18 protein-coding genes are annotated in these 19,000 nt (G+C 68.5%); 7 read left to right on the top strand and 11 right to left on the bottom strand.

The window, feature by feature from the left end; translation table 11 throughout:
- The first annotated feature begins 65 nt into the window (after window positions 1-65).
- Window positions 66-1,019: an NmrA family NAD(P)-binding protein gene (locus ABW137_RS25965; RefSeq protein WP_526404334.1), complete on the top strand. Its 954-nt coding sequence runs from the start codon at window positions 66-68 to the stop codon at window positions 1,017-1,019.
- Window positions 1,016-1,870, top strand: a complete 855-nt coding sequence (locus tag ABW137_RS25970; RefSeq protein ID WP_526404335.1) for an MBL fold metallo-hydrolase — start codon at window positions 1,016-1,018, stop codon at window positions 1,868-1,870. Before ABW137_RS25965 ends, ABW137_RS25970 begins: the two co-directional genes overlap by 4 nt.
- Here the strand turns inward: ABW137_RS25970 and ABW137_RS25975 are convergent.
- Complete coding sequence (locus ABW137_RS25975) at window positions 1,867-2,841, bottom strand: GlxA family transcriptional regulator (protein WP_526404336.1); 975 nt, start codon at window positions 2,839-2,841, stop codon at window positions 1,867-1,869. The genes ABW137_RS25970 and ABW137_RS25975 overlap by 4 nt on opposite strands.
- 140 nt (window positions 2,842-2,981) lie before the next feature.
- Here ABW137_RS25975 and ABW137_RS25980 point away from each other — a divergent pair, with 140 nt between their 5' ends.
- Window positions 2,982-3,620 carry an HD domain-containing protein gene (locus ABW137_RS25980; RefSeq protein WP_526404337.1) on the top strand — a complete coding sequence of 213 codons (639 nt, stop codon included), beginning with the start codon at window positions 2,982-2,984 and terminating at the stop codon, window positions 3,618-3,620.
- 81 nt (window positions 3,621-3,701) lie between these two features.
- On the opposite strand, the gene ABW137_RS25985 is transcribed toward ABW137_RS25980, so the two are convergent.
- From ABW137_RS25985 to ABW137_RS26010, 6 genes are all read right to left on the bottom strand, one after another.
- Window positions 3,702-5,543, bottom strand: a complete 1,842-nt coding sequence (locus ABW137_RS25985; RefSeq protein WP_526404338.1) for a sulfatase-like hydrolase/transferase — start codon at window positions 5,541-5,543, stop codon at window positions 3,702-3,704.
- The gene (locus ABW137_RS25990; RefSeq protein WP_526404361.1) at window positions 5,536-6,006 is read right to left on the bottom strand and encodes an SRPBCC family protein; all 471 of its coding nucleotides are present in this window, start codon (window positions 6,004-6,006) and stop codon (window positions 5,536-5,538) included. The genes ABW137_RS25985 and ABW137_RS25990 overlap by 8 nt, the downstream gene beginning before the upstream one ends.
- A 34-nt stretch (window positions 6,007-6,040) precedes the next feature.
- Window positions 6,041-8,431 carry a lysylphosphatidylglycerol synthase transmembrane domain-containing protein gene (locus tag ABW137_RS25995; protein WP_526404339.1) on the bottom strand — a complete coding sequence of 797 codons (2,391 nt, stop codon included), beginning with the start codon at window positions 8,429-8,431 and terminating at the stop codon, window positions 6,041-6,043.
- A 98-nt stretch (window positions 8,432-8,529) separates the two neighbouring features.
- The gene (locus ABW137_RS26000; RefSeq protein WP_526404340.1) at window positions 8,530-9,339 is read right to left on the bottom strand and encodes an SDR family NAD(P)-dependent oxidoreductase; all 810 of its coding nucleotides are present in this window, start codon (window positions 9,337-9,339) and stop codon (window positions 8,530-8,532) included.
- A 36-nt stretch (window positions 9,340-9,375) separates the two neighbouring features.
- Complete coding sequence (locus ABW137_RS26005) at window positions 9,376-10,926, bottom strand: FAD-binding protein (protein WP_526404341.1); 1,551 nt, start codon at window positions 10,924-10,926, stop codon at window positions 9,376-9,378.
- A gap of 9 nt (window positions 10,927-10,935) precedes the next feature.
- Window positions 10,936-11,754: a mycofactocin-coupled SDR family oxidoreductase gene (locus tag ABW137_RS26010; protein WP_526404342.1), complete on the bottom strand. Its 819-nt coding sequence runs from the start codon at window positions 11,752-11,754 to the stop codon at window positions 10,936-10,938.
- A gap of 55 nt (window positions 11,755-11,809) precedes the next feature.
- On the opposite strand from ABW137_RS26010, the gene ABW137_RS26015 reads away from it, so the two are divergent.
- Window positions 11,810-12,700 (top strand): SDR family NAD(P)-dependent oxidoreductase, encoded by an 891-nt coding sequence (locus ABW137_RS26015; protein WP_526404343.1) that lies wholly within the window; start codon window positions 11,810-11,812, stop codon window positions 12,698-12,700.
- A 6-nt stretch (window positions 12,701-12,706) separates the two neighbouring features.
- Here the strand turns inward: ABW137_RS26015 and ABW137_RS26020 are convergent, their stop codons facing one another.
- Complete coding sequence (locus tag ABW137_RS26020) at window positions 12,707-13,504, bottom strand: oxygenase MpaB family protein (RefSeq protein ID WP_526404362.1); 798 nt, start codon at window positions 13,502-13,504, stop codon at window positions 12,707-12,709.
- Between the two features lie 93 nt (window positions 13,505-13,597).
- On the bottom strand, window positions 13,598-14,422 hold the full coding sequence (locus ABW137_RS26025; protein ID WP_526404344.1) for an ANTAR domain-containing protein: 825 nt from the start codon (window positions 14,420-14,422) through the stop codon (window positions 13,598-13,600).
- A 283-nt stretch (window positions 14,423-14,705) separates the two neighbouring features.
- Here ABW137_RS26025 and ABW137_RS26030 point away from each other — a divergent pair, with 283 nt between their 5' ends.
- The 3 genes from ABW137_RS26030 to ABW137_RS26040 all read left to right on the top strand — a co-directional run bounded on the left by ABW137_RS26030 (window position 14,706) and on the right by ABW137_RS26040 (window position 17,811).
- A complete protein-coding gene (locus tag ABW137_RS26030) occupies window positions 14,706-15,851 on the top strand; it encodes a thiolase family protein (RefSeq protein ID WP_526404345.1) in 1,146 nt (381 codons plus the stop codon).
- Between the two features lie 16 nt (window positions 15,852-15,867).
- Window positions 15,868-17,016 carry an acyl-CoA dehydrogenase family protein gene (locus ABW137_RS26035; protein WP_526404346.1) on the top strand — a complete coding sequence of 383 codons (1,149 nt, stop codon included), beginning with the start codon at window positions 15,868-15,870 and terminating at the stop codon, window positions 17,014-17,016.
- Window positions 17,017-17,121: 105 nt separating this feature from the next.
- A complete protein-coding gene (locus ABW137_RS26040; RefSeq protein WP_526404347.1) occupies window positions 17,122-17,811 on the top strand; it encodes an IspD/TarI family cytidylyltransferase in 690 nt (229 codons plus the stop codon).
- Here the strand turns inward: ABW137_RS26040 and ABW137_RS26045 are convergent.
- Together ABW137_RS26045 and ABW137_RS26050 are read right to left on the bottom strand one after the other, a co-directional pair.
- Window positions 17,804-18,520, bottom strand: a complete 717-nt coding sequence (locus tag ABW137_RS26045; RefSeq protein WP_526404348.1) for an IspD/TarI family cytidylyltransferase — start codon at window positions 18,518-18,520, stop codon at window positions 17,804-17,806. The two genes, ABW137_RS26040 and ABW137_RS26045, sit on opposite strands and share 8 nt — an antisense overlap.
- 42 nt (window positions 18,521-18,562) lie before the next feature.
- The gene (locus ABW137_RS26050) at window positions 18,563-18,985 is read right to left on the bottom strand and encodes a PPOX class F420-dependent oxidoreductase (protein ID WP_526404349.1); all 423 of its coding nucleotides are present in this window, start codon (window positions 18,983-18,985) and stop codon (window positions 18,563-18,565) included.
- Between the last annotated feature and the right edge of the window lie 15 nt (window positions 18,986-19,000).

Raw genomic sequence — 19,000 nt, forward strand, 5'->3', positions numbered from 1 at the left:
CGAAAGCACTTGTACGGTCGAGAGGCTTAGTAAACCGATCTGTACCCAGCCTTCGGAGAGGAACCATGACCGAATCGACTGAGCCCACCGTCCTGGTGATCGGCGCCGGGGCACACGGCGGCACCGGCACCCGCGTCGTCGAGCAACTGCTGGCGCACGGCCGCCACGTCCGCCTGTTCCTACGGTCCCGCGGTGAGCACGTCGACCGCCTCGTCGACAAGGGCGTGGAGGTGATCATGGGCGATCTGATGGATCGCCGGACCCTCGTCGACGCGGTTCGCGGCGTCGATGCCGTCTACTTCGCCTATCCGATCGCGGCGGGTGCCATCCCTGCGGCGGCGAACTTGGCGTCGGTGATCCGCGCCGAAGGGCTATCCCCCCACCTGGTTGTGATGTCGATGGGGCCGAGTGCGGCGAATAGCCCGAGCGCGCTGGGGCGCGCGCAGTTCGTCGCCGAGGAGATCTTCACCTGGGCCGGCCTCGACCCGACGGTCCTCAGGGTCGCCGCGTTGTTCTTCGAGAACGTGCTGGTATTGCACGGCAACGAGATTCGCCACACTGGCCGCTTCGGGAACAGCTTCGGGACGGGCCAGGCGCCGTGGATCAGCGGACGCGATGCCGCCGATCTGGCCGTCGCGGCACTAGTGGATCCGGACCGCTTCGCCGATGACAAGGTCAGCTACCCGTCGGGCGCGGAGTTGCTCAGCCACGTCGAGGTGGCGGAGGTGATCAGCGCGGAGACGGGCAGCGACGTCGAGTTCGTGCCCGTCTCCCAGCAGGAGTGGCAGTCGACCCTGGAGGGCGCCGCGAAGAATTCCCCGGGCGTCGTCAACGCGGCAATGGCGCAACACATCTCGGCAGTGGGGGCGCAACTCGCACGGCGCGATGGGGCGGCAATCCCGCCGAATTCGCAACGGCTTCGGGAGATCATCGGCCACGCCCCGATGTCATTCGCGGAATTCATCCGCGAGCACCGCGAGGAATTCCTCCCAGCTCCGCCACCGGAGGCCGGATCGTGACCGACGTGCTCGGCTACCGCACGTTCGTCTCGCCACCGATACCGGTGGTGGGTGCGGGCACCGTACCCAACGGCGACCCACGAATGTTCTCGCCGATCACCACCACGTTGATCACCGGGGCCGGGGCAGCCGTCCTGGTCGACCCGCCGCTGACGATCGCCCAGGCCGCGGCGGTCGGTGACTGGATCGAGTCCTCCGGCAAGGAGTTGCAGGCGATCTACGTCACCCACGGCCACGCCGATCACTGGTTCGGCAGCGCCCCACTCATCGAGCGGTTCCCGGGAATCACCATCTTCGCGATGCCGGGCACGATCGGCGAGATGAAGATGCACGCGACGGCCACCTTTCGAGCAGCGTTGTGGGACAAACAGTTCCCCGGTCAGCTGCCCGACACAGACGCCGTCCGGCCCGTCGTTCCGCCAGCAGGCCGGCTCGAGTTGGAAGGCCAGGAGTTGATCGCCGTGGAAGTCGGACATACCGACACCGAAGAGACCACGGCGCTGCATGTGCCCTCGATCGGTCTCTTGGTCGCCGGCGACGTCGTCTACAACAACGTCCACCAGTACCTCCGCGAAGCGGACGGCGACGGCATAGAGCAGTGGCTGGCAGCCCTGGACACCGTGGAAGCGCTGCGTCCTCGGCGGGTCGTATGCGGACACAAGGACGTGAGCAAGCCCGACGATCCGCGCACGATCGACGAGACCCGTCAGTATCTCGTCGACGCGCAGAAACGCCTCGCTCAGCAGCCGACGGACCTCGAGTTCTTCGATGCCATGCTCGCGGACTACCCCACGCGGCTCAATCCCGGCGCCCTGTGGTCCAGTGCCGTCGCCCTGCTCGGGGACCCCTAGTTGCTCGCGGTCTTGAACCGGTTCCGGTAGGCGCTCGGCGTGATCCCGAGCTCGCGATGGAACAGGCGTCGCAAGGATTCACTGGACCCCAGGCCGGTCCGCTCGGCGACCTGATCCAGGGATGCGTGTCCGCTGGTGAGCATGGCGCAAGCCGCTTCAAGGCGGGTGCGGTCGATGAAGTGTTGTGGGGTGTGGCCGGTTTCGGCGAGAAACAGCCGTGACAGGTGCCGGGAGCTGATGCCCACCGTCGCCGCCAAGCTGGTCAGGGTGTGGTTGCGCTCGGGGTCGGTGGTGATGGCGTCCATCACGTCGCGAACGACGGAGTTGTTGGTGGGCAGCGCATCCAGTCGCACGCTGAACTGCGACTGATCACCCGGGCGGGCCATGAACACGACGAGGTCCCTGGCGACGTCGCGGGCGAGCGCGGGACCGTAGTCGTGTTCGATCAGCGACAGGGTGAGGTCGATGCCCGCCGTCACCCCGGCCGAGGTGACGTACGCCCCGTCGGTGACGAACAACGATGCCGAGTCGACGGTGACGTCGGGAAAGCGGGCGGCGAGCTGACGTGCCAGTTTCCAGTGCGTGGCCGCCCGTCGGCCGTCGAGGAGTCCAGTCGCCGCCAGGGGAAAGGCACCCGCGCAGATGGACACCGTCCGCGCGCTGCGCAGCGCGAGGGTACGGACGGCGTCGACGAGGGTGGCGTCGGTGATGCTCGCCTGCCAGTTCGGCGATCCCGGCACCAACAGCGTGCCGATGCGCTCCGGCAGATCGTCGACACCGGCATCCGCTCCGTGTCGGGCGCCCGAACTGGCCACCACGTCCGCTCCGGTGATCGAGGCATGCGTGATCCGGTAGGCCGACCCGAAGGAGTTGGCGGATGCGAATGCATCGATCGGACCGGTGACGTCGAGCATCTGGACGTCGTCGTACAGCAGCACGACGACGTCGTGCGGTTCGGTACCCAGGCTCATCGGCGGCCCTCCAGTCGACCAGTGTCCACATCTGAGGGTTTCATGGCCACCTTCGACGCGGCGGTGCCCTCGGGATCGGCCGATAGTCGAATCAATCGATCGACGGCCCCGTCGATCATCGGTTCGGAAGGACGGGTTTCATGACTGAGATCATCGCGGGAGTCTCGATTCCCGACAGTGCGCTGGTAGCCGACGCCACGGCGCTGATTCGGGACACCACGAACGACTTGATATTTCACCACTCTCGCCGGGTCTACCTGTTCGGCAGCCTGCAGTCCCGTCGGCTCGGAATCACCCCGGACGCCGAACTGCTATACGTGGCGGCCTTGTTTCACGACACCGGTCTGGTCGCGCCGTACCGTGGCACGGCGCAGCGGTTCGAGATGGACAGTGCCGACGCGGCAAGGGACTTCCTGGCCGCGCACGACATCACCGGCTCGGATGCCGACGTGGTCTGGGCGGCGATCGCATTGCACACCACCCCTGAAGTGCCGTACGCAATGCATCCGGTGATAGCCGCGACGACGGCAGGCGTCGAGACCGACGTTCTGGGAATCCGGTTGGAGGCAGCCACATCGGCCGAGATCGACGCGATCACCGCCGTGCATCCGCGGCCGAACTTCAAGGCCGAGATCCTGCAGGCCTTCAACGACGGGTTCAAGGACCGGCCGGACACGACGTTCGGCACCGTCAACGCCGACGTGCTTGAGCACTTCGTGCCGGGGTTCCGTCGCACCGACTTCGTCGACGTCATCAAGAACTCCGCGTGGCCGGAATAGCCGCACTCGGTCGGCACCACCGCCCGCAGTGGCAGGTCCAAGCCGAGACGCGCCCGGGTGGCTACGGACTGATGCAGCGCGCTACCTGCCGAACCGCTTCAACACCTGACGCGCCAGGCTCGGCGACTTGCCCGTCGCGGGCTGGCGGTCGGCGTAGGGCCACGGCTGATTGCGCTCGGGAACCGACGTGGCCCGGGCCTGCTTGAGCTGCATCCGCAGGTGCTGCCGAAGCTCGTGCAATTCCGGATCGGTCCACCGGTTGTCGGCCTCGACCGGATCGCTGGACAGGTCGTAGAGCTCCCACTGGTCGTCGAGCGGGTCGGTGCGGTACTCGTCGCCCCCCAACCCGTTCGATGCCAGGTGTCGGACACCGGGCTCGGTCCACGTGGCCGGATCGTCGAAGGTGCGCACCAGCTTCCACAGATGCCCGAAACCGCCGGGTGCGTCCACGTCCTCGACCCGCACCACCAAGCCCTCGAAGTTGGACGCGACGTGCGCCGGAACCCGGATACGCAGCGGCACCGGAGGATTCACGGTCTGCCCCAACTGCCGCGCCGCACCAGAAGCGCCGGTATCACCCTCGAGCACGTTGTCGCGGGTCATCAGATAGACGGCCCGGCCATCGTCGGCAGGTGCTCCGTCGACCACCGGCATCAGGTCGCGTCCAGGGAGCGGATGCACCTCGGAGAACGACTCGGCCAGTTCCGCAGCGACGCGCTCCACGTCGATGCCCGCCGCGCCCAACAACGTCGGCACGATGTCGACGTGCGACGTTGGCGCCGAGACGACTCGAGCCTTGGTCGCGCCCTCACCGACGCGGGCGACGATGAACGGCACGCGGGTGGCCTCGTCGTACAGGTTGAACCACTTCTGGTGCAAGCCACCGTGCGCGCCGAGCAGGTCACCGTGGTCGGACGTCCGCACCAGCACGGCATTCTCGGAGCCACCCTCGGTCACCGCGCGCCGCACCCGTTCCAGCGGCTCGTCGACCTCGGCGTGCAGTCGGTAGTACAGGTCGCGGTATTGCTGCGCATTGCGCTTGTAACCACGCCCGATCGCGGGAGCCGGTCCATATCCGGAGTAGTACGCCTCGCGAAATGCGATCTGTGCCGCGGGCTTGGTGCGCAAGTCCTCGTCGGCCGTGGGGGCGGCGGGAACGTGGGGCGGATCCAAGGTCGCGGAGGGTTCCACCGGGCTGCGCCGCTGCCACGCCGGAAAGAGCACGATGTCATGAGGATTGACGAAGCTGGCCACCAGGAGGAACGGGCGCAGCGCGTCCGCATCACCGGCGCGGCGTCGCTCGTACCGGTCGCTCAGCCAGGCGACGATCCGGTCGGCGAACAGCGGGTCGCGCCGAAAACCGCTGTTGGCCATCGCCGCTCCGTGCGGCTCCGGTCCCACCCACCCCGAGAAGCCGTACGCGTCGAGGCGATCGGCGTCGAGGTAGCGCTGAACGGCGGCGTGGTCGACGACTCCGTCGTCGTCATTGGTGGCCAGCGGCCCACCCGTCGCCGGGTCCTCCAGATCGGCGTGCGAGATGTGCCACTTGCCGTCGTAGTGGGTGTCATAGCCCGCGGCGCGGAACCAGTTGCCAAGGGTGGGAACCTCGCCCGCGCGCAGCCAGCGCAGCCGCGAATCGTCGAAACGCTTGCCGATGCCGTCGGTCTGGGTGACGCCGTGCAGGTCCGGGAACTGCCCGGTGAAGATCGTCGGCCGACTCGGCACGCACGCCAAGGAACCGGTGTAGTGACGGGCGAAGCTCACTCCGTTCTCGTCGAACCAGCGACGATTGGCCAGCGTGCGTTGCCGCCAGGCGAGCACGTCCGCCGACTCGTACGGGGGGACGGCGCGCTCCTCGTCGGTCATCAGAATCACGACGTCGGGTTGCGCATGCGAGGAGCCAATTGGCCGAAGGTCAGACATGGGTGTTCTCCAATCGTCGAGCCAGCCCTGCGAGCATCGAAGTGGATTCCTTGGCCATGCCGAGGCAGATGACCCACTCCGCCGCCCGCGCCACGGGATCGTTGCCGATCGCCACCGTGCTGGTGATCGTCACCGTCGTCGCCGCGCCGGACGCCTGTAGCGTCCAGCGATTGGCGACGTGCTTGAGCCGCCTGGGTAGGCCGGCGATGTCGTAGGCCAGCGCAGTGGGCGGGTCGAACTCGGTGATCCGTTCGACGAGCGCGTTGCGGCCCATCTGCACGCGACGGGTGGTGCCGATGGCGAGGCCGTCGGGGCCGTGGGTGAGGATGCAGGAGTGGTCGACGTTCCCGGCCCACGAGCTCAGGGCGCCGAAATCGGCAAGCACGTCCCAGATCGTCCGTAGCGGGGCGTTGATCGACCGGCTGCGCTTAATCCGTCTCCCGTCGCTTCGCACGCCAGGAATGTCCCCCACTCAGCCATCCAACACCATGCGCCGTTCAGATCATGTCGTTTCGGGTCAGCCACCGCATCACCGGCCAGCCGACGAACACGGGCAGCCAGCAAGTCAGCACACGGTAGAGCAGCACCGAGGGGACCGCGATCGCGGCGCTCACCCCGAACGCCGCCAGACCACCGATGAGGGCGGCCTCGACGGCGCCGACGCCGCCGGGGGTCGGAGCCGCCGACGCGAGCGTGCCGCCGATCATGGTGACGACCGTGACGGTGACGAAGGTGGTGTCGCCACCGAACGCATGCACACTGGCCCACAGCGCGAGCGCGGCGCCCAGAGTGGTTGCGGCGCAACCGGCGACGATGATCGCGCACCGCTTCGGCTCACGCACCAGGTCGACGAGCTCGCCGCCAACCTCCTTCAGACGGGGGCGCACCGCCATGCCGAGCCAGCGCCGCAGCTTCGGCACGAACGTGAACGTACCGACGATGCCGAGCGCCACCCCGCCGAGAAGGTAGAGCACCGTAGTGCTCGGGACGAAGTGCTCAAGGTTCGCCGACGTCCCCGCAACGACGCTGAAGAGGATCAGCAATCCGACGTGGGTGATCACCTGCACCGACTGCTGCAGCGCCACCGCGGCGGTAGCACGCACGGTGCCGAGCCCACCCTTTTGCAGAAACCGGGTGCTCAGCGCAAGGCCGCCGACGCCCGCCGGGGTCGTGGTCGCCGCGAAGGTGTTGGCCACCTGCATGATCGTCAGGTTGCGAAAGCTCACCGACCCCGATGCGCAGGCCCACAGCGCGGCCGCCGCGCCGACATAGGTCAGCGCCGACACGGTCAATCCGAGCAGCGCCCACCACCAGTTGGCCGTTCTCAGTTCGGAGAAGAACGCGGGCACCGTGCTGATGAACGGGTAGGCGACGTAGACCAACGCGACCAGCAGCACCAGCTGGATCATCTGGGTGCGGGTGAAACGGGTGATCGTCTCGGCCTTGATCTGGTCGGCTCCGGTCTGATGCATCACCTCGGCGCGCGCGGACTCAATCACGGTGGCGGGGTCGGACACCGATTCGCGGATGTGTCTCGGCACGGCGGACTTCGTCAACCGGCGGGACGCGTCCAACACGGCGGCGGCACCGAATTCCCCGATCGCCGCACGCACGGCGGGTTGGGCTCCGAAGATTGCCGTGGTGGTGACCAACAGCGTCGCAACGTCGGCCTGCAGTAGGACGGCGGTGGCACCGTATTCGGCACTTCCGAAGCCGCCGAAGAGCGCACCTCCGTCGTCGATGGTGATCTCCTTGCCACGTAGGTCGCCATGGGAGATCTGATGGCCGTGCAGCACGCCGAGGGCCTGCCACACGGGTGTCACCAACGATTCGTCGGCCGAGGACTGATCGATCGCGACGCCCCGGGCTGGGCTGTGCGCGTACAGCGTCCAGCCTCGGTCGAGCGCAGCCAGCGCCACCGTGGTGTTGTTGGCGAGGCCCAGCTCACCGATCGCGATGGCCATCAGGCCGCGGTGCTCGACGGCGCGCCGCATCGAGGCGTGCAGGGGCGCGGTTTCGCTGTTGCGCAATCGAAGTCGTCGCCAGATCTGGCGGACGATGCCGCCGCTGCGCTGGTTCGGGCCGTACAACTCGACGATGGTCCTCGACGCCTCGTCGACGTCGGAGTCCTCACACGATGCCCACAGCACCAGCGGTCCCGGCCCGGCGGGCCGCACCACCGTCAGTCCCGTCACCAGGCAACCGCGCTTGACCATCGCCCGCACGGCGCCGTCCAGCGGCACTTCCAGCGCGGGAGTTCCCACGACCAGGACGGTCAGGGCGCCGACGAACCATCCGACGGCAAGTCCGAGCAGGGAACGTGCAGGCACCACCGCGCTGACCACGAGATGGATCGGGACGAACGCCAGCAGCAGCGCCCACCACCACCGGCGCCAGCGGGCGGGCAGCCACGGCGCGGACACCGTCAGCACCGCAGCCAGCATCGCGATCCACCGCGGATCGTCGAGGAATTGGGACAGCAGGGTGTCCAGCCGATCGTTGAGGTCGAAGTGCCAGCGCGGCGCGGCGAAGCCGCTGGAGTTGAACGACAGCGCGACAACGGCGATCAGGCCCGCCGCCCCGTACGCGGCGAGTAACCGCCACTGCCGTGCGGTGACGAGACCGATGAAGATCATGAACGGCAGCGCCAGGATCGCGATGCCGTAGGCCAAGTACACCAAGTTGGACTGGGTGGGCGTCAGCACACCGACGATGCTCGAGATGGACCGCTCGAGCGCCACCCAATCGTTGCGGGTGATCAGCGAGCTGGTGATCACCGCCGCCAGGAAGACGAATGCAAGGGTCAACCGGAAGATGTCATTGGTCCGACGGATCAACGGTTGCAGCAGGTCGCCGGATACGGCCACCTCGCGTCCGTCAACTCGCATGTACCAGGGTCTCCCGGATCGCCGTCATGCCGCAGAGTCAGCGGCCCGCGGCCAACCTATCCCAGGTCGGGACGTGCGCCGGGCATTGTCGGACCGGGCTACATGTGCGTGCCACCGTCGACGCGCACCTCGGTGCCGGTGACCCAGTGGGCCTCTGGCGAGCCGAGCATCGCCACCACCGCGGCCACCGCGTCGGGTTTGGCGAACATGTCGCCGTCCTCGGTGGGCAGCACGGATCGGATCTTGCCGAGCAACGAGAAGTCCACGTCCGCAGGCAGACCGGGGCCGACGCTCTGCCGTGACGCGCCGACGCCGTCGGTCATCCCCGACGAGATCGAGCCGGGCTGTACGCAATTGAACCGGATCCGGTCCTTGCTGAACTCCAGTGCCAAGGCATGCGTCATCGCCTGAATTCCACCCTTGGATGCGGCGTAGGCGGCCATGTAGGGGTGGGCGAAGCCCGCCGAGGTGCTGCTGAAGTTGACGACGGCGGGGGAGTTGCCGAGCCGCAGCGGCGGGATCGCCTCCCTGGTGACCAGGAACGTCCCGAACAGGTTGACCCTGATCACGGTCTCGAAGTCGGCGAGGGTGGTGTCGGCGAAGTGTGAGGACCGCAGGATGCCCGCGGCGTTGACCAGGGTGTCCAGCCCGCCCATCGCGTCGAGCGCGGTCGCCATGGCGGCCCTGACGGACGCCTCGTCGCCGACGTCCATCAGGACCGTCGACAACCGCTCGCCGTACGCACCGGACTTGGCGACGGTGTCGGTCAAACCCGCGTCGCTGACGTCGGCGGCGACGACCAGGCCTCCCTCGGCGAGGATGCGCAGCACGGTGGCCTGGCCGATGCCGGACCCTCCGCCGGTGACGAGGACGCGGCGGTCGGCATAGCGATCAGCGGAAGTCGGCATGGGGCGATGATGCTCCACCGCGATGTCGATGTCCGGCTATTCGGGCTCGACGCCTGCCATGTGCAGCGCGGCGAGGTGGCTGAACAACATCGACGCCCCGATGGGGTTCCCGCCCCCCGGGTAGGTGGTGCCGCTCACCGCAGCCATCGTGTTGCCTGCGGCGTAGAGGCCGCCGATGGGCTGTCCTGCGGCGTCGAGGACCCTGGCGTGCACGTCGGTGCACAGACCTCCCTTGGTGCCGAGATCCGACAGGCCGAAAGCCGCGGCGTGATAAGGCGGCTCGACGATCGGCACCAGTGGCGACGCGCCGCCGGTGAACGCGCGGTCGTAGGCCTCGTCACCACGGCCGAAGTCGGCGTCGGAGCAGGCCGCCGCGAACTCGTTGAAGCGCGCGACCGTGGCGAGCAGGTTCTTCGGTGGCACGCCGATCGCGTCGGCCAACCCGGCCAGCGTGGCGGCGGTGTGCCAGAGCCCCGCCTCGCGGTAACACGCCGTGTCGACCATCGACACGCTCGTCGACCTCACCGGAGGAACTTCTCCCTCGGTGTCGTCATAGACCATCCAGAATGGCAGTTCCATTGCCCCCGAGCCGATTCGGTCGAGCACCGTCCGGCCCAGCCGGTCGTAGGGTCCGGACTCGTTGACGAACCGCCTGCCGTGGGAGTCGATGAAGATGCCGCCGGTGAACCACAGCGAGAACGTCGAACGGCCGTCGGGGTGAGTCAGACCCGGTGACCACCACGCCTGATCCATGAGGTCGGTGGCCGCCCCGGCGCGAATGGCGGCCCGATGCGCCAGGCCGGTATTGTCCGGCGCGCCCATCGAGTCCGCTACCCGCCCCGGGACGCCATACGCGGCGCGCATCTCGGGGTTCTGCTCGAATCCGCCTGCGGCCAAGAGGACTCCGCGGCGCGCGCCGATTCGCACCTCGTTGCCGCCGCGTCGGGCGAGCACGCCGAGGACGGCGCCGTCGGAGACGATCAGGTCGGTCAGCGGTGACTCGAGGTGCACCGACACGTCCGGGTACCGCCGCATCGCGGCGAGGAAGCGTCCGATCAGAGCGCGGCCACCGGTGAGCAACTCCGGTGCCGCCACCCCGAGGCGTTCGTTGTCGAGCGGACCTCGCACCCGGTCGGCGTGTTCGCCCAATGCGCAGGCCGGTAGTGCCCTTGCCACGATGTGCCGCAACCCATCTCGTCGCGCGCCCCGAACACTGCCGAAGTAGTCCGGCCAAGGCAGCACCTTGAACGCGAAGGAGTCGTCCTCCTCGAGGTACTCGACGAGCCGGGCGCCACCGCGCACGTAGGTGTCCTGCAGCTCGCGTGGCGTTCGGTCGCCGACGACCGCGTGAAAGTAGGCGAGGGCGTCGGCGATGGTGTCGTCGCTGCCCGCCCGTCGCAGCACGGGGTTGCAGGGGAACCACATTCCGCCGCCACCCGAGAACGCCGTCGTGCCACCGAACTTGTCACCTCCCTCCAGCAGCGCGACGGACAGTCCCTCTCGGGCCGCGGTGTAGGCGCCCGCCACACCGCCACCCGAGCCGACGACGACTACGTCGACGAGTTGGTCCCACTCCGGCGTCACCATCACCAAGCCCTAACTCCGCAGCGTGAATCCGGCATCGAGCGGCCACGAGGTACCCGTGATGAACTCCGCGGCGTCGGACACCAGCCATGCCACGGCGGCGGCGATCTGCTCGGGCCGGACCAGGGCGATGGGCAGCGCGTTCCGCTGCGACGCCAGCCACGGGTCACCCGCGGCGGACAGTGCCATCGTCGTCTCGTTGAGGATCATGTCGGTCGCCACCCCACTCGGATGGATCGCGTTCACCCGGACCGAATGCGGAGCCAACTGCATCGCCCAGCCCTGCATCAGGGCGACCAGTCCGCGTTTGGACGCCGCATAGGCTTGCAGCCCTGGACGTTCGGTGCCCGAGGCCTTGATGCCCTGCGTCGAGCTCACCAGCACGATGGACCCGCCACGGCCGCCTGCGATCAGCGCGGGGATGGCGGCGTCGACGGTGTTCCACGCCCCGATCAGGTTGACGTCGACGACGTCTCGGAAGACCCTCCGCGGATCGTCGGCGGCAGTCATGCGGATGATCCCCGCGTTGGCGATGACGACGTCGAGACGACCGAACTCGGCCAAGCCGTCCGCGACGGCCGCGTCCACCGCATCGGGATCACGGACGTCGGCGCGGCGGGCGAGGATCCGACGCCCCTGCCCCTCGACCAGCTTCACCGTGGCGGCGAGGTCCTCCTCCGTCGCGCCCGGGTAGTCCGTGGAGTCGAACTCCGCGCACACGTCGACGGCGATGACGTCGGCACCCTCGCTTGCGAGCTTCACGGCGTGAGCCCGGCCCATGCCGCGCGCCGCGCCGGTGACGAGGGCGACCTTGCCCGCCAGATTCGCCATTTCCCGAAGACAACCAGCCGGGCCCACCGATGTCAACGATGGCTAATCTCGGACCGTGACATCACACTGGTCGCCGAACCGACTCGGCAATCTGACGGGCAAGCGCATCGTCGTCACCGGCGCCACCAACGGTGTCGGCCTCGCCACCGCGCGCGCCCTGACGCGCGCCGGTGCGCACGTCATCCTCGCGGTGCGCAACCTGGAGTTGGGCGCGGAACGCGCCGCCGAGATGGGCGGGGAGACCTCCGTCCTCAAGCTCGACCTCGCCGACCTGTCGTCGGTGCGGGCGTTCCCCGAGCTGTTCGAGGGTGACGTCGACGTCCTGATCAACAACGCCGGGTTGGTGGCACAGAACCGCACGGAGACCGTCGACGGATTCGAGTCGACGCTGGGCACCAACTTCCTCGGGCCCTTCGCGTTGACGAACCTGTTGTTCGGAAGGGTGCGCTCGCACATCGTCAACGTCGGCTCCGACGCGCACAAGTCGGCGACCATCCATCTCGACGATCCCCATCTGCGCACGCGGAAGTGGTCGGCGTTCCCCGCCTACGCCCGCTCGAAGCTGGCGGTGATGCTGTGGGGGCTGGAACTCGACCGACGGCTGCGTGTGGCGGGTTCGCCGATCACCAGCCAGCTGACCCATCCCGGCTGGGTCGCGTCGAACCTCTCGAACCTCTCCGACAACCGTCGGATGGCCGCCTTCCACAAGGCGGTGCGGGCGGTGGGCAAGGTCTTCGCCAACGACATCGACGCCGGGGCCGCGCCGACGCTCTACTGCATCAATGAACCGATTCCGCCGGGTAGTTACGTCGGCATCGACAGCAGGTTCGGGTTGAAGGGCGGTCCGACGCTGAGCGGGCGCAGCGCTACCGCATGCGACTACGAGATGGCCGCCAGGCTGATCGAATTCGCCGAAGGGGAGACCGGCACGACGCTTCCCGGGTAAGGCCCGTCAGCCCCGCGCCAGCGCCCACCGGATGCCGCCCACCAGCGTCAGCCCGGCCAGCCGTACCGCGGTGGCCTCGACGGGGGGAAGGTAGGGCAGCCGCAGTGGCCGCCGCGCCCACGCGGGCAGCATGGCCACCGACGTCACCGCCAGCGCGGCGTACGGTGGCCTGGCCAGCAGCGGAAGCGGCGGCGTGAGCAGCAGGAACCTGGCCGCGTCGCGGGCCGCCGGGGTGCTGCGCAACTCGGGTCGGTAGGCCTCGACGCGCGCCTTGAGTTCCCGCTCGCTGCGCGGCGGGTCGGTCACCCCGAGGGCGGAGGCGACGCGGGCGGTGTCCGCGACGTACTCGTCGCGACCCTCCTGATCCAACGGCCTTGAGCCGTAGAGCTGATGCGCAAGAAGGAAACTGTCCACCTCGGCGACGTGCACCCATTCGAGCAGGTGCGGATCGGAGGCGTGATAGACCCGCCCGTCCGCCGCCGTGCCGTGCACCCTGCGGTGGATGCCCCTCACCTTGTCGACGGCCCGTTGGGCGTCGTCGGCCGGTCCGAAGGTGGTCACCGCGAGGAAGGTGCTGGTGCGCTGAAGCCGACCCCACGGGTCACCGCGATAATCGGAGTGGTCGGCGACACCGGCCATCGCCAGCGGGTGCAACGACTGCAGAAGCAGGGCGCGCAGCCCACCGACGAACATCGAGGCGTCGCCGTGCACGCGTCTGATCGGTCGGTCCGTCGGAAACCAGCGCGGCCCGGGTGTGTCATGGATGCGCGCCCGGTTCGCGGGCCCGTCGGGGCCCGCCACCATGCCGAACAGTCGTTGGCCCAAGCTATCTCGCACGTCGGTCAGACTTGGCAGCGCCACGACCTCGAATCTACGCCTGGTTCGCGAGTCGACGTCTCACCGTGAACTGCGCTCGCCTGCCTTGGCGCGACGTGCCGCCGCGTGCACCGACGACACGATGCGCGGCATCGCGGTGGCGTCATACCAACGCAACCAGGTGGCGGTCTCGTTGGCGTAGCGCTGAACGTCGTCGGCGTCCGCTTCGGTCGGGCGACGATGCGGGGCGGCGAAGTGGACGGTGACCGCCCCGGTCACCAGGCCGTCGGGAGCGCACAGCGGCGTCGAGAACACCGACCGGACCCCGGCCTCGAGCACCATTCGCCGATCCTCGGCGGTGTAGATCGAGGAGGTCTCGACGTCGTCGACGAACGTCTGGCACCGGTATTCCATCGTTGTGCCGCAAGCGGTTCCGGTGTCGTCGAGATAGCTGAAGTGATCGAGGAAGTCCCTCGAGAAGCCGCGCTGGTTCTCGATGACGAGACCACCGTGCACGGTGTCCCGCAATTGAACGGCGCCGAAGTCCGCGCCGAGGAGCGTGGTGGCGGACTGCAGCAGATCCCGCAACACCAGGGAACGATTCGGCTGAGCGCCGTAACCGCGCTCGGTGAACGACAACGGCGGCGGCTTCGAACGCCTCGTTCGCCGCGAGCCCCTGCCGAACTCGCCCGACGAGAGGATCGCCGCAGCCACCGAGCGGAGCTTGACGTTGTGAGTCTGCGACGCCTTCTGCAGGGCGCTGAATCCGAGGCCCGCATCGGCCAGGCCGTGTTCACGCTGCAGCCGTTCGATCGCCGAACTGATCGTCCTGCGCGACAACACGCCGACCCTGGGGATGTCCTCACCCAACTCGAAGTCGGCAGCGTCGTCTAGGGAGCCCCGCAAATCCGTGCCCTGCCCTTCATGCGAGCGGCGTTGTGAGCGACGGCCAGAGGCTGCGGTCTCAACCGTCGCTGGTGTCGAACTCAACCTACACGCGAGAGCGGGCATCAATGCTGGTAAATGGCACAAATCGTGGTTGACGACGATGGCAGGCGCCCGTCGGCGAGGCGTAGGTTCAGCCCGCCCGCAGCGGTCCGCGTTTGCCACGGCACACTCGGGAGAGCACCACCGCGTTCGTGCGGCATCACCGTCCTCGGCGCCGGCGGCGTCCAGATCGGAGCAGAGCATGCGTGAGACCGTCATCGTCGGGGCCGTCCGTACGCCCGTCGGCAAGCGCAACGGTGCGCTCTCCGGCCAGCATGCCGCCGATCTGTCCGCGGTGGTGTTGACCGAACTCGCCGAACGGACGGGCATCGATCCCAACGTCATCGATGACGTCATCTGGGGGTGCGTCTCCCAGGTCGGCGACCAGTCGAGCAACATCGGCCGCTTCGCGGTGCTTGCGGCGGGCTGGCCGGAACACATCCCCGGCACGACGGTGAACCGGGCCTGCGGGTCCAGCCAGCAGGCGCTCGACTTCGCGGTGCACGCCGTGATGTCGGGCCAGCAGGACGTCGTCGTCGCGGGTGGAGTGGAGGTGATGAGCCGGGTGCCCCTCGGTTCCGCCCGCGCCACCGGCATGCCGTACGGGCCGAAAGTCCTTGCCCGGTATGATGATTTCTCGTTCAACCAGGGGCTCTCCGCCGAGCTGATCGCCACCAAGTGGAACCTGTCCCGCACCCGACTCGACGAATACTCCGCGCAGTCCCACGACCGGGCAGCGGCCGCGCAGGACGCGGGCGCCTTCACCGACCAGATCGTCCCGATCTTCACCGAGGGTGACGTCGTCGCGGCCGACGAGGGCATCCGGCGTGGCACCTCGGTGGACAAGCTCGCCGGGCTGAAGCCGGCCTTCGCCGAGGACGGCGTGATCCACGCGGGCAATTCCTCGCAGATCTCCGACGGTGCCGCCGCACTCCTGGTGACCACGTCCGAGACCGCTCTCAACCTGGGGCTGACGCCGCTGGTGCGATACCGCGCCGGTGCCGTCACCGGCGCCGACCCGGTGCTCATGCTGACCGGTCCGATCCCCGCGACGAAGAAGGTGTTGCACAAGGCGGGCGTCGGCATCGACGACATCGGCGTGTACGAGGTGAACGAGGCCTTCGCCCCGGTGCCGCTGGCCTGGCTGGCCGACACCGGCGCCGACGAGGCGCGCCTCAACCCGCTGGGCGGGGCGATCGCGCTGGGCCATCCGCTAGGCGCCTCGGGTGCGGTGCTGATGACCCGGATGATCCATCACATGCGCGACAACGGAATTCGGTACGGGCTGCAGACCATGTGCGAAGGTGGCGGCACCGCGAACGCGACCGTCGTCGAACTCATCGGCTAGAGGAAGAGAGATCCGCATGCGCCGCGACCTGTTCACCGAGGACCACGAGGCGTTCCGCCAACTAGCACGCGAGTTCGTCGAGAAGGAGGTCGTGCCCAACTACGCCGAGTGGGAGAAGGGCGGCCGGATGCCCCGCGAGGTGTTCGCGCACATGGGCGAACTGGGGCTGATGGGCATCGCCATCCCCGAGGAGTACGGCGGCGGAGGCATCCCGGACTATCGGTACAACGTCGTCATGCAGGAGGAGGCGGCGCGCGCGCTGGTCACCCTGTCCACGGTGCGCACTCAACTCGAGGTGATCCTGCCGTACTTCCTGCACTACGCGAACCACGAACAACGGCAACGCTGGTTCCCCGGGCTCGCGGCGGGCACCCTGCTGACCGCCGTGGCGATGACCGAGCCGGGAACGGGGTCGGACCTTGCGGGCATGCGCACGACGGCCGTCCGCGACGGGGATGACTACGTGATCAACGGTGCGAAGACGTTCATCACCGGCGGGATGCAGGCCGACCTCGTCGTGGTCGTGGCCAGGACGTCGACCGATCGGGACAACCGACGAAACGGGTTGACGCTCTTCGTCGTCGAGGACGGCATGCCCGGCTTCACCCGCGGGCGTGAACTGGAGAAGATGGGGTGCAAGGTCCAGGACACCGCCGAGTTGTCGTTCGTCGACGTCCGGGTTCCCGCCGCCAACGTGTTGGGTACCGAGGGAGAGGCCTTCCGCTACCTCGGCAGCAACTTGCCGCAGGAGCGCCTGACCATCGCCGTCGGGTCGGTGTCCCAAGCGCGCTCGGCCATCGTCGCGGCGATCGACTACACGAGGGACCGCAAGGCATTCGGCACGCCCGTCGCGTCCTTTCAGAACACCAAGTTCGAGCTCGCCGCCTGCTCGACGGAAGTCGAGGCGGCCCAGGCGATGCTGGACCGCGCCGTCACGCTGCACGTCGAGGACGACCTGTCCGCCGCCGACGCCGCTCGCGTGAAACTGTTCTGCACCGAGGTGCAGGCCAGGGTGATCGACCGCTGCCTGCAACTCTTCGGCGGATACGGCTACATGATGGAGTATCCGATCGCCCGGCTGTACACCGATGCCAGGGTGGCCCGCATCTACGCCGGCACCAGCGAGGTGATGAAGGTGATCATCGCGAAGTCGCTCGGCCTCTAGGGACCCCGCGATTTGGGCGCGCTCCCGTTCGCGTGGCGAACGTTCGCGCGCCCAAGTCGCCCGTGGGATGGAGCGTCTTCCGCTGACCCGGCTACTGTCTCCTCGATGGAACCGTGCGCGATCGTGCCGCTGCCGGGGGCGGTCGACCCGTCGAGCGTCGTCGTCCCGGTGGCGGGCGAGGCACCACTGGTGCGCATCGTGCGCGCGGCACTGCACGGGGTCGGCCCGGCGCGGGTGGTGGTCGCGGTGGCGCCGACCCTGGCGACCGTGACCCGCGACTGTCTGAGCTCGGCTGGTCTGGACGCGGTGGCCGTCGTCGTGGCCAGCCACCCGGCATCACGCGGGGAGGTGCTGGTGGCGGGACTGGAACACCTTGGCCTTCAACCGCATTCGCCGACACCGGTCCTGCTCTGCGACCACCGGTACCCGCTGGCGCCCGGCGAACTCGCTGAAAGGGTGCTCGACGGTGTGGTCGCCGGTCACGACGTGGTGGTGCCCGTGCTGCCGGTGACGGACACGGTGAAGACCGTCGACGAGCTCGGATCGGTGCTCAGTACCGTCGACCGGTCCGCCCTGCGCACGGTGCAGTACCCGCGCGGTTTCACCGCCGCGGCGCTGTGGGACGCGATCTCGGGCCCGCCTGCGTCACCGCGCGACGGCGCGGACGAAGTCGACGCGGTGCTGCGCGCCGGCGTCGACGTCGCCACGGTGGTCGGGCATCCGGACGCCCTTCGGTTCGAGCTGCCCCGCGACGCGCCCCTGCTCGACGCCATCATCGGTTGCCGCCTCAGCTGACGCCGCCGCGCAGCAGCTGCTCGGCCACCAGGACGTCCGGTGCGAACGTCACCTTGAGATTGGTTGCCGCGCCGGGGTATACGCGTACGTCGACGTCGGTGAAGTGCTGGACGCAGGATGACGTGTCGGTTCCGTCGAACGTCCCGCCTGCCGCCAACCGGTAGGCCACGAGAAGCGGCTCGGCGCGAAACGCCTGTGGCGTCTGCACCCGCACCAGGGTGCCCTCGACCGGTGAGACCCGTCCATTGCCGACGTCCTTCACCACGTCGGCGGCCGACAACACCGGGATGGCGCCGCCGAAGGCGCGTGCCGTGGCCAGCGCCGTGGCCACCATGTCGGGCCCGGCGAGTGGCCTTGCGGCGTCGTGGATCACGACGACGTCGATGGCTCCCGAGGTGATGTCGGGCGCCAAGTACTCGAGTACGTTCTCCTCAGAGCCGTGTCGGGTATCGCCACCCTCGACCAGTTCAATTGTCGCAGAAGGAATTTCCTCAGCGAGGGTGGTGGCGGCGAGATTGCGCTCCCCGCGCCGGTGGACGACGACGGTGCGGGCGATGCCGGTCGAGCGCAGAACGGCATCCACCGACCACGACAGCATGCTGCGACCGGCCAGCGGCAGGTACGCCTTGTTGCCGTCGGCGCCGACTCGGGTTCCCATGCCCGCGGCCAACACGACGCCGACCGCGATCGGGTCCGGCGTCACGGGCATCCGCCAACGGTAGCGCGAGGTGCGCGCCCCGACCGGGCGCGGTCACTCGGCGAGGTCGAATGCCTTCAGTACCTTCGTCGGCCGGACCCGCACCACCAATTCGCCGGGGACGCCGTTGCGGCGCCCGTACTCCTCGGCCTTGTCGGCGCCCATGTACCTGCCGCCGGTGCGGGTGGCGACCTCGACCAGATCCTCGGGGTCCTCGCTGATCGACGCGATGCCCTGAACCTGGACGAACGAATAGGGCGGGTGTGGGTCGTCGACACAGATGACGACGCGGGGATCCCTGGCAACGGCGCGCCCCTTGGCGGTGTCCTTGCCGGTGTTGAACACGAGCTGCCCGTCGTCGACGACGAACCAGACCGGTGCCACCAGCGGCCTTCCGTCGGCCGCTAGGTAACCGAGCATCGCGGTACGGGTCCCCTCGGACAAGAATGCGATCACGTCATCGGTGAGTTGGTCCACCCCGACCACGTTAGG

This window comes from Mycobacterium sp. (genome assembly GCF_040509115.1).
Classification (GTDB): Bacteria; Actinomycetota; Actinomycetes; order Mycobacteriales; family Mycobacteriaceae; genus Mycobacterium.

What these genes read in the sequence shown, in the direction of transcription:
- ABW137_RS26010 (WP_526404342.1), bottom strand. Translation starts at nt 11,754, where the DNA reads ATGGCGAATCTGGCGGGCAAGGTCGCCCTCGTCACCGGCGCGGCGCGC.
- ABW137_RS25995 (WP_526404339.1), bottom strand. Translation starts at nt 8,431, where the DNA reads ATGCGAGTTGACGGACGCGAGGTGGCCGTATCCGGCGACCTGCTGCAA.
- ABW137_RS26005 (WP_526404341.1), bottom strand. Translation starts at nt 10,926, where the DNA reads ATGGTGACGCCGGAGTGGGACCAACTCGTCGACGTAGTCGTCGTCGGC.
- ABW137_RS25985 (WP_526404338.1), bottom strand. Translation starts at nt 5,543, where the DNA reads ATGTCTGACCTTCGGCCAATTGGCTCCTCGCATGCGCAACCCGACGTC.
- ABW137_RS25965 (WP_526404334.1), top strand. Translation starts at nt 66, where the DNA reads ATGACCGAATCGACTGAGCCCACCGTCCTGGTGATCGGCGCCGGGGCA.
- ABW137_RS26045 (WP_526404348.1), bottom strand. Translation starts at nt 18,520, where the DNA reads ATGCCCGTGACGCCGGACCCGATCGCGGTCGGCGTCGTGTTGGCCGCG.
- ABW137_RS26000 (WP_526404340.1), bottom strand. Translation starts at nt 9,339, where the DNA reads ATGCCGACTTCCGCTGATCGCTATGCCGACCGCCGCGTCCTCGTCACC.
- ABW137_RS26040 (WP_526404347.1), top strand. Translation starts at nt 17,122, where the DNA reads ATGGAACCGTGCGCGATCGTGCCGCTGCCGGGGGCGGTCGACCCGTCG.
- ABW137_RS26035 (WP_526404346.1), top strand. Translation starts at nt 15,868, where the DNA reads ATGCGCCGCGACCTGTTCACCGAGGACCACGAGGCGTTCCGCCAACTA.
- ABW137_RS26030 (WP_526404345.1), top strand. Translation starts at nt 14,706, where the DNA reads ATGCGTGAGACCGTCATCGTCGGGGCCGTCCGTACGCCCGTCGGCAAG.
- ABW137_RS25975 (WP_526404336.1), bottom strand. Translation starts at nt 2,841, where the DNA reads ATGAGCCTGGGTACCGAACCGCACGACGTCGTCGTGCTGCTGTACGAC.
- ABW137_RS25980 (WP_526404337.1), top strand. Translation starts at nt 2,982, where the DNA reads ATGACTGAGATCATCGCGGGAGTCTCGATTCCCGACAGTGCGCTGGTA.
- ABW137_RS26020 (WP_526404362.1), bottom strand. Translation starts at nt 13,504, where the DNA reads ATGGTGGCGGGCCCCGACGGGCCCGCGAACCGGGCGCGCATCCATGAC.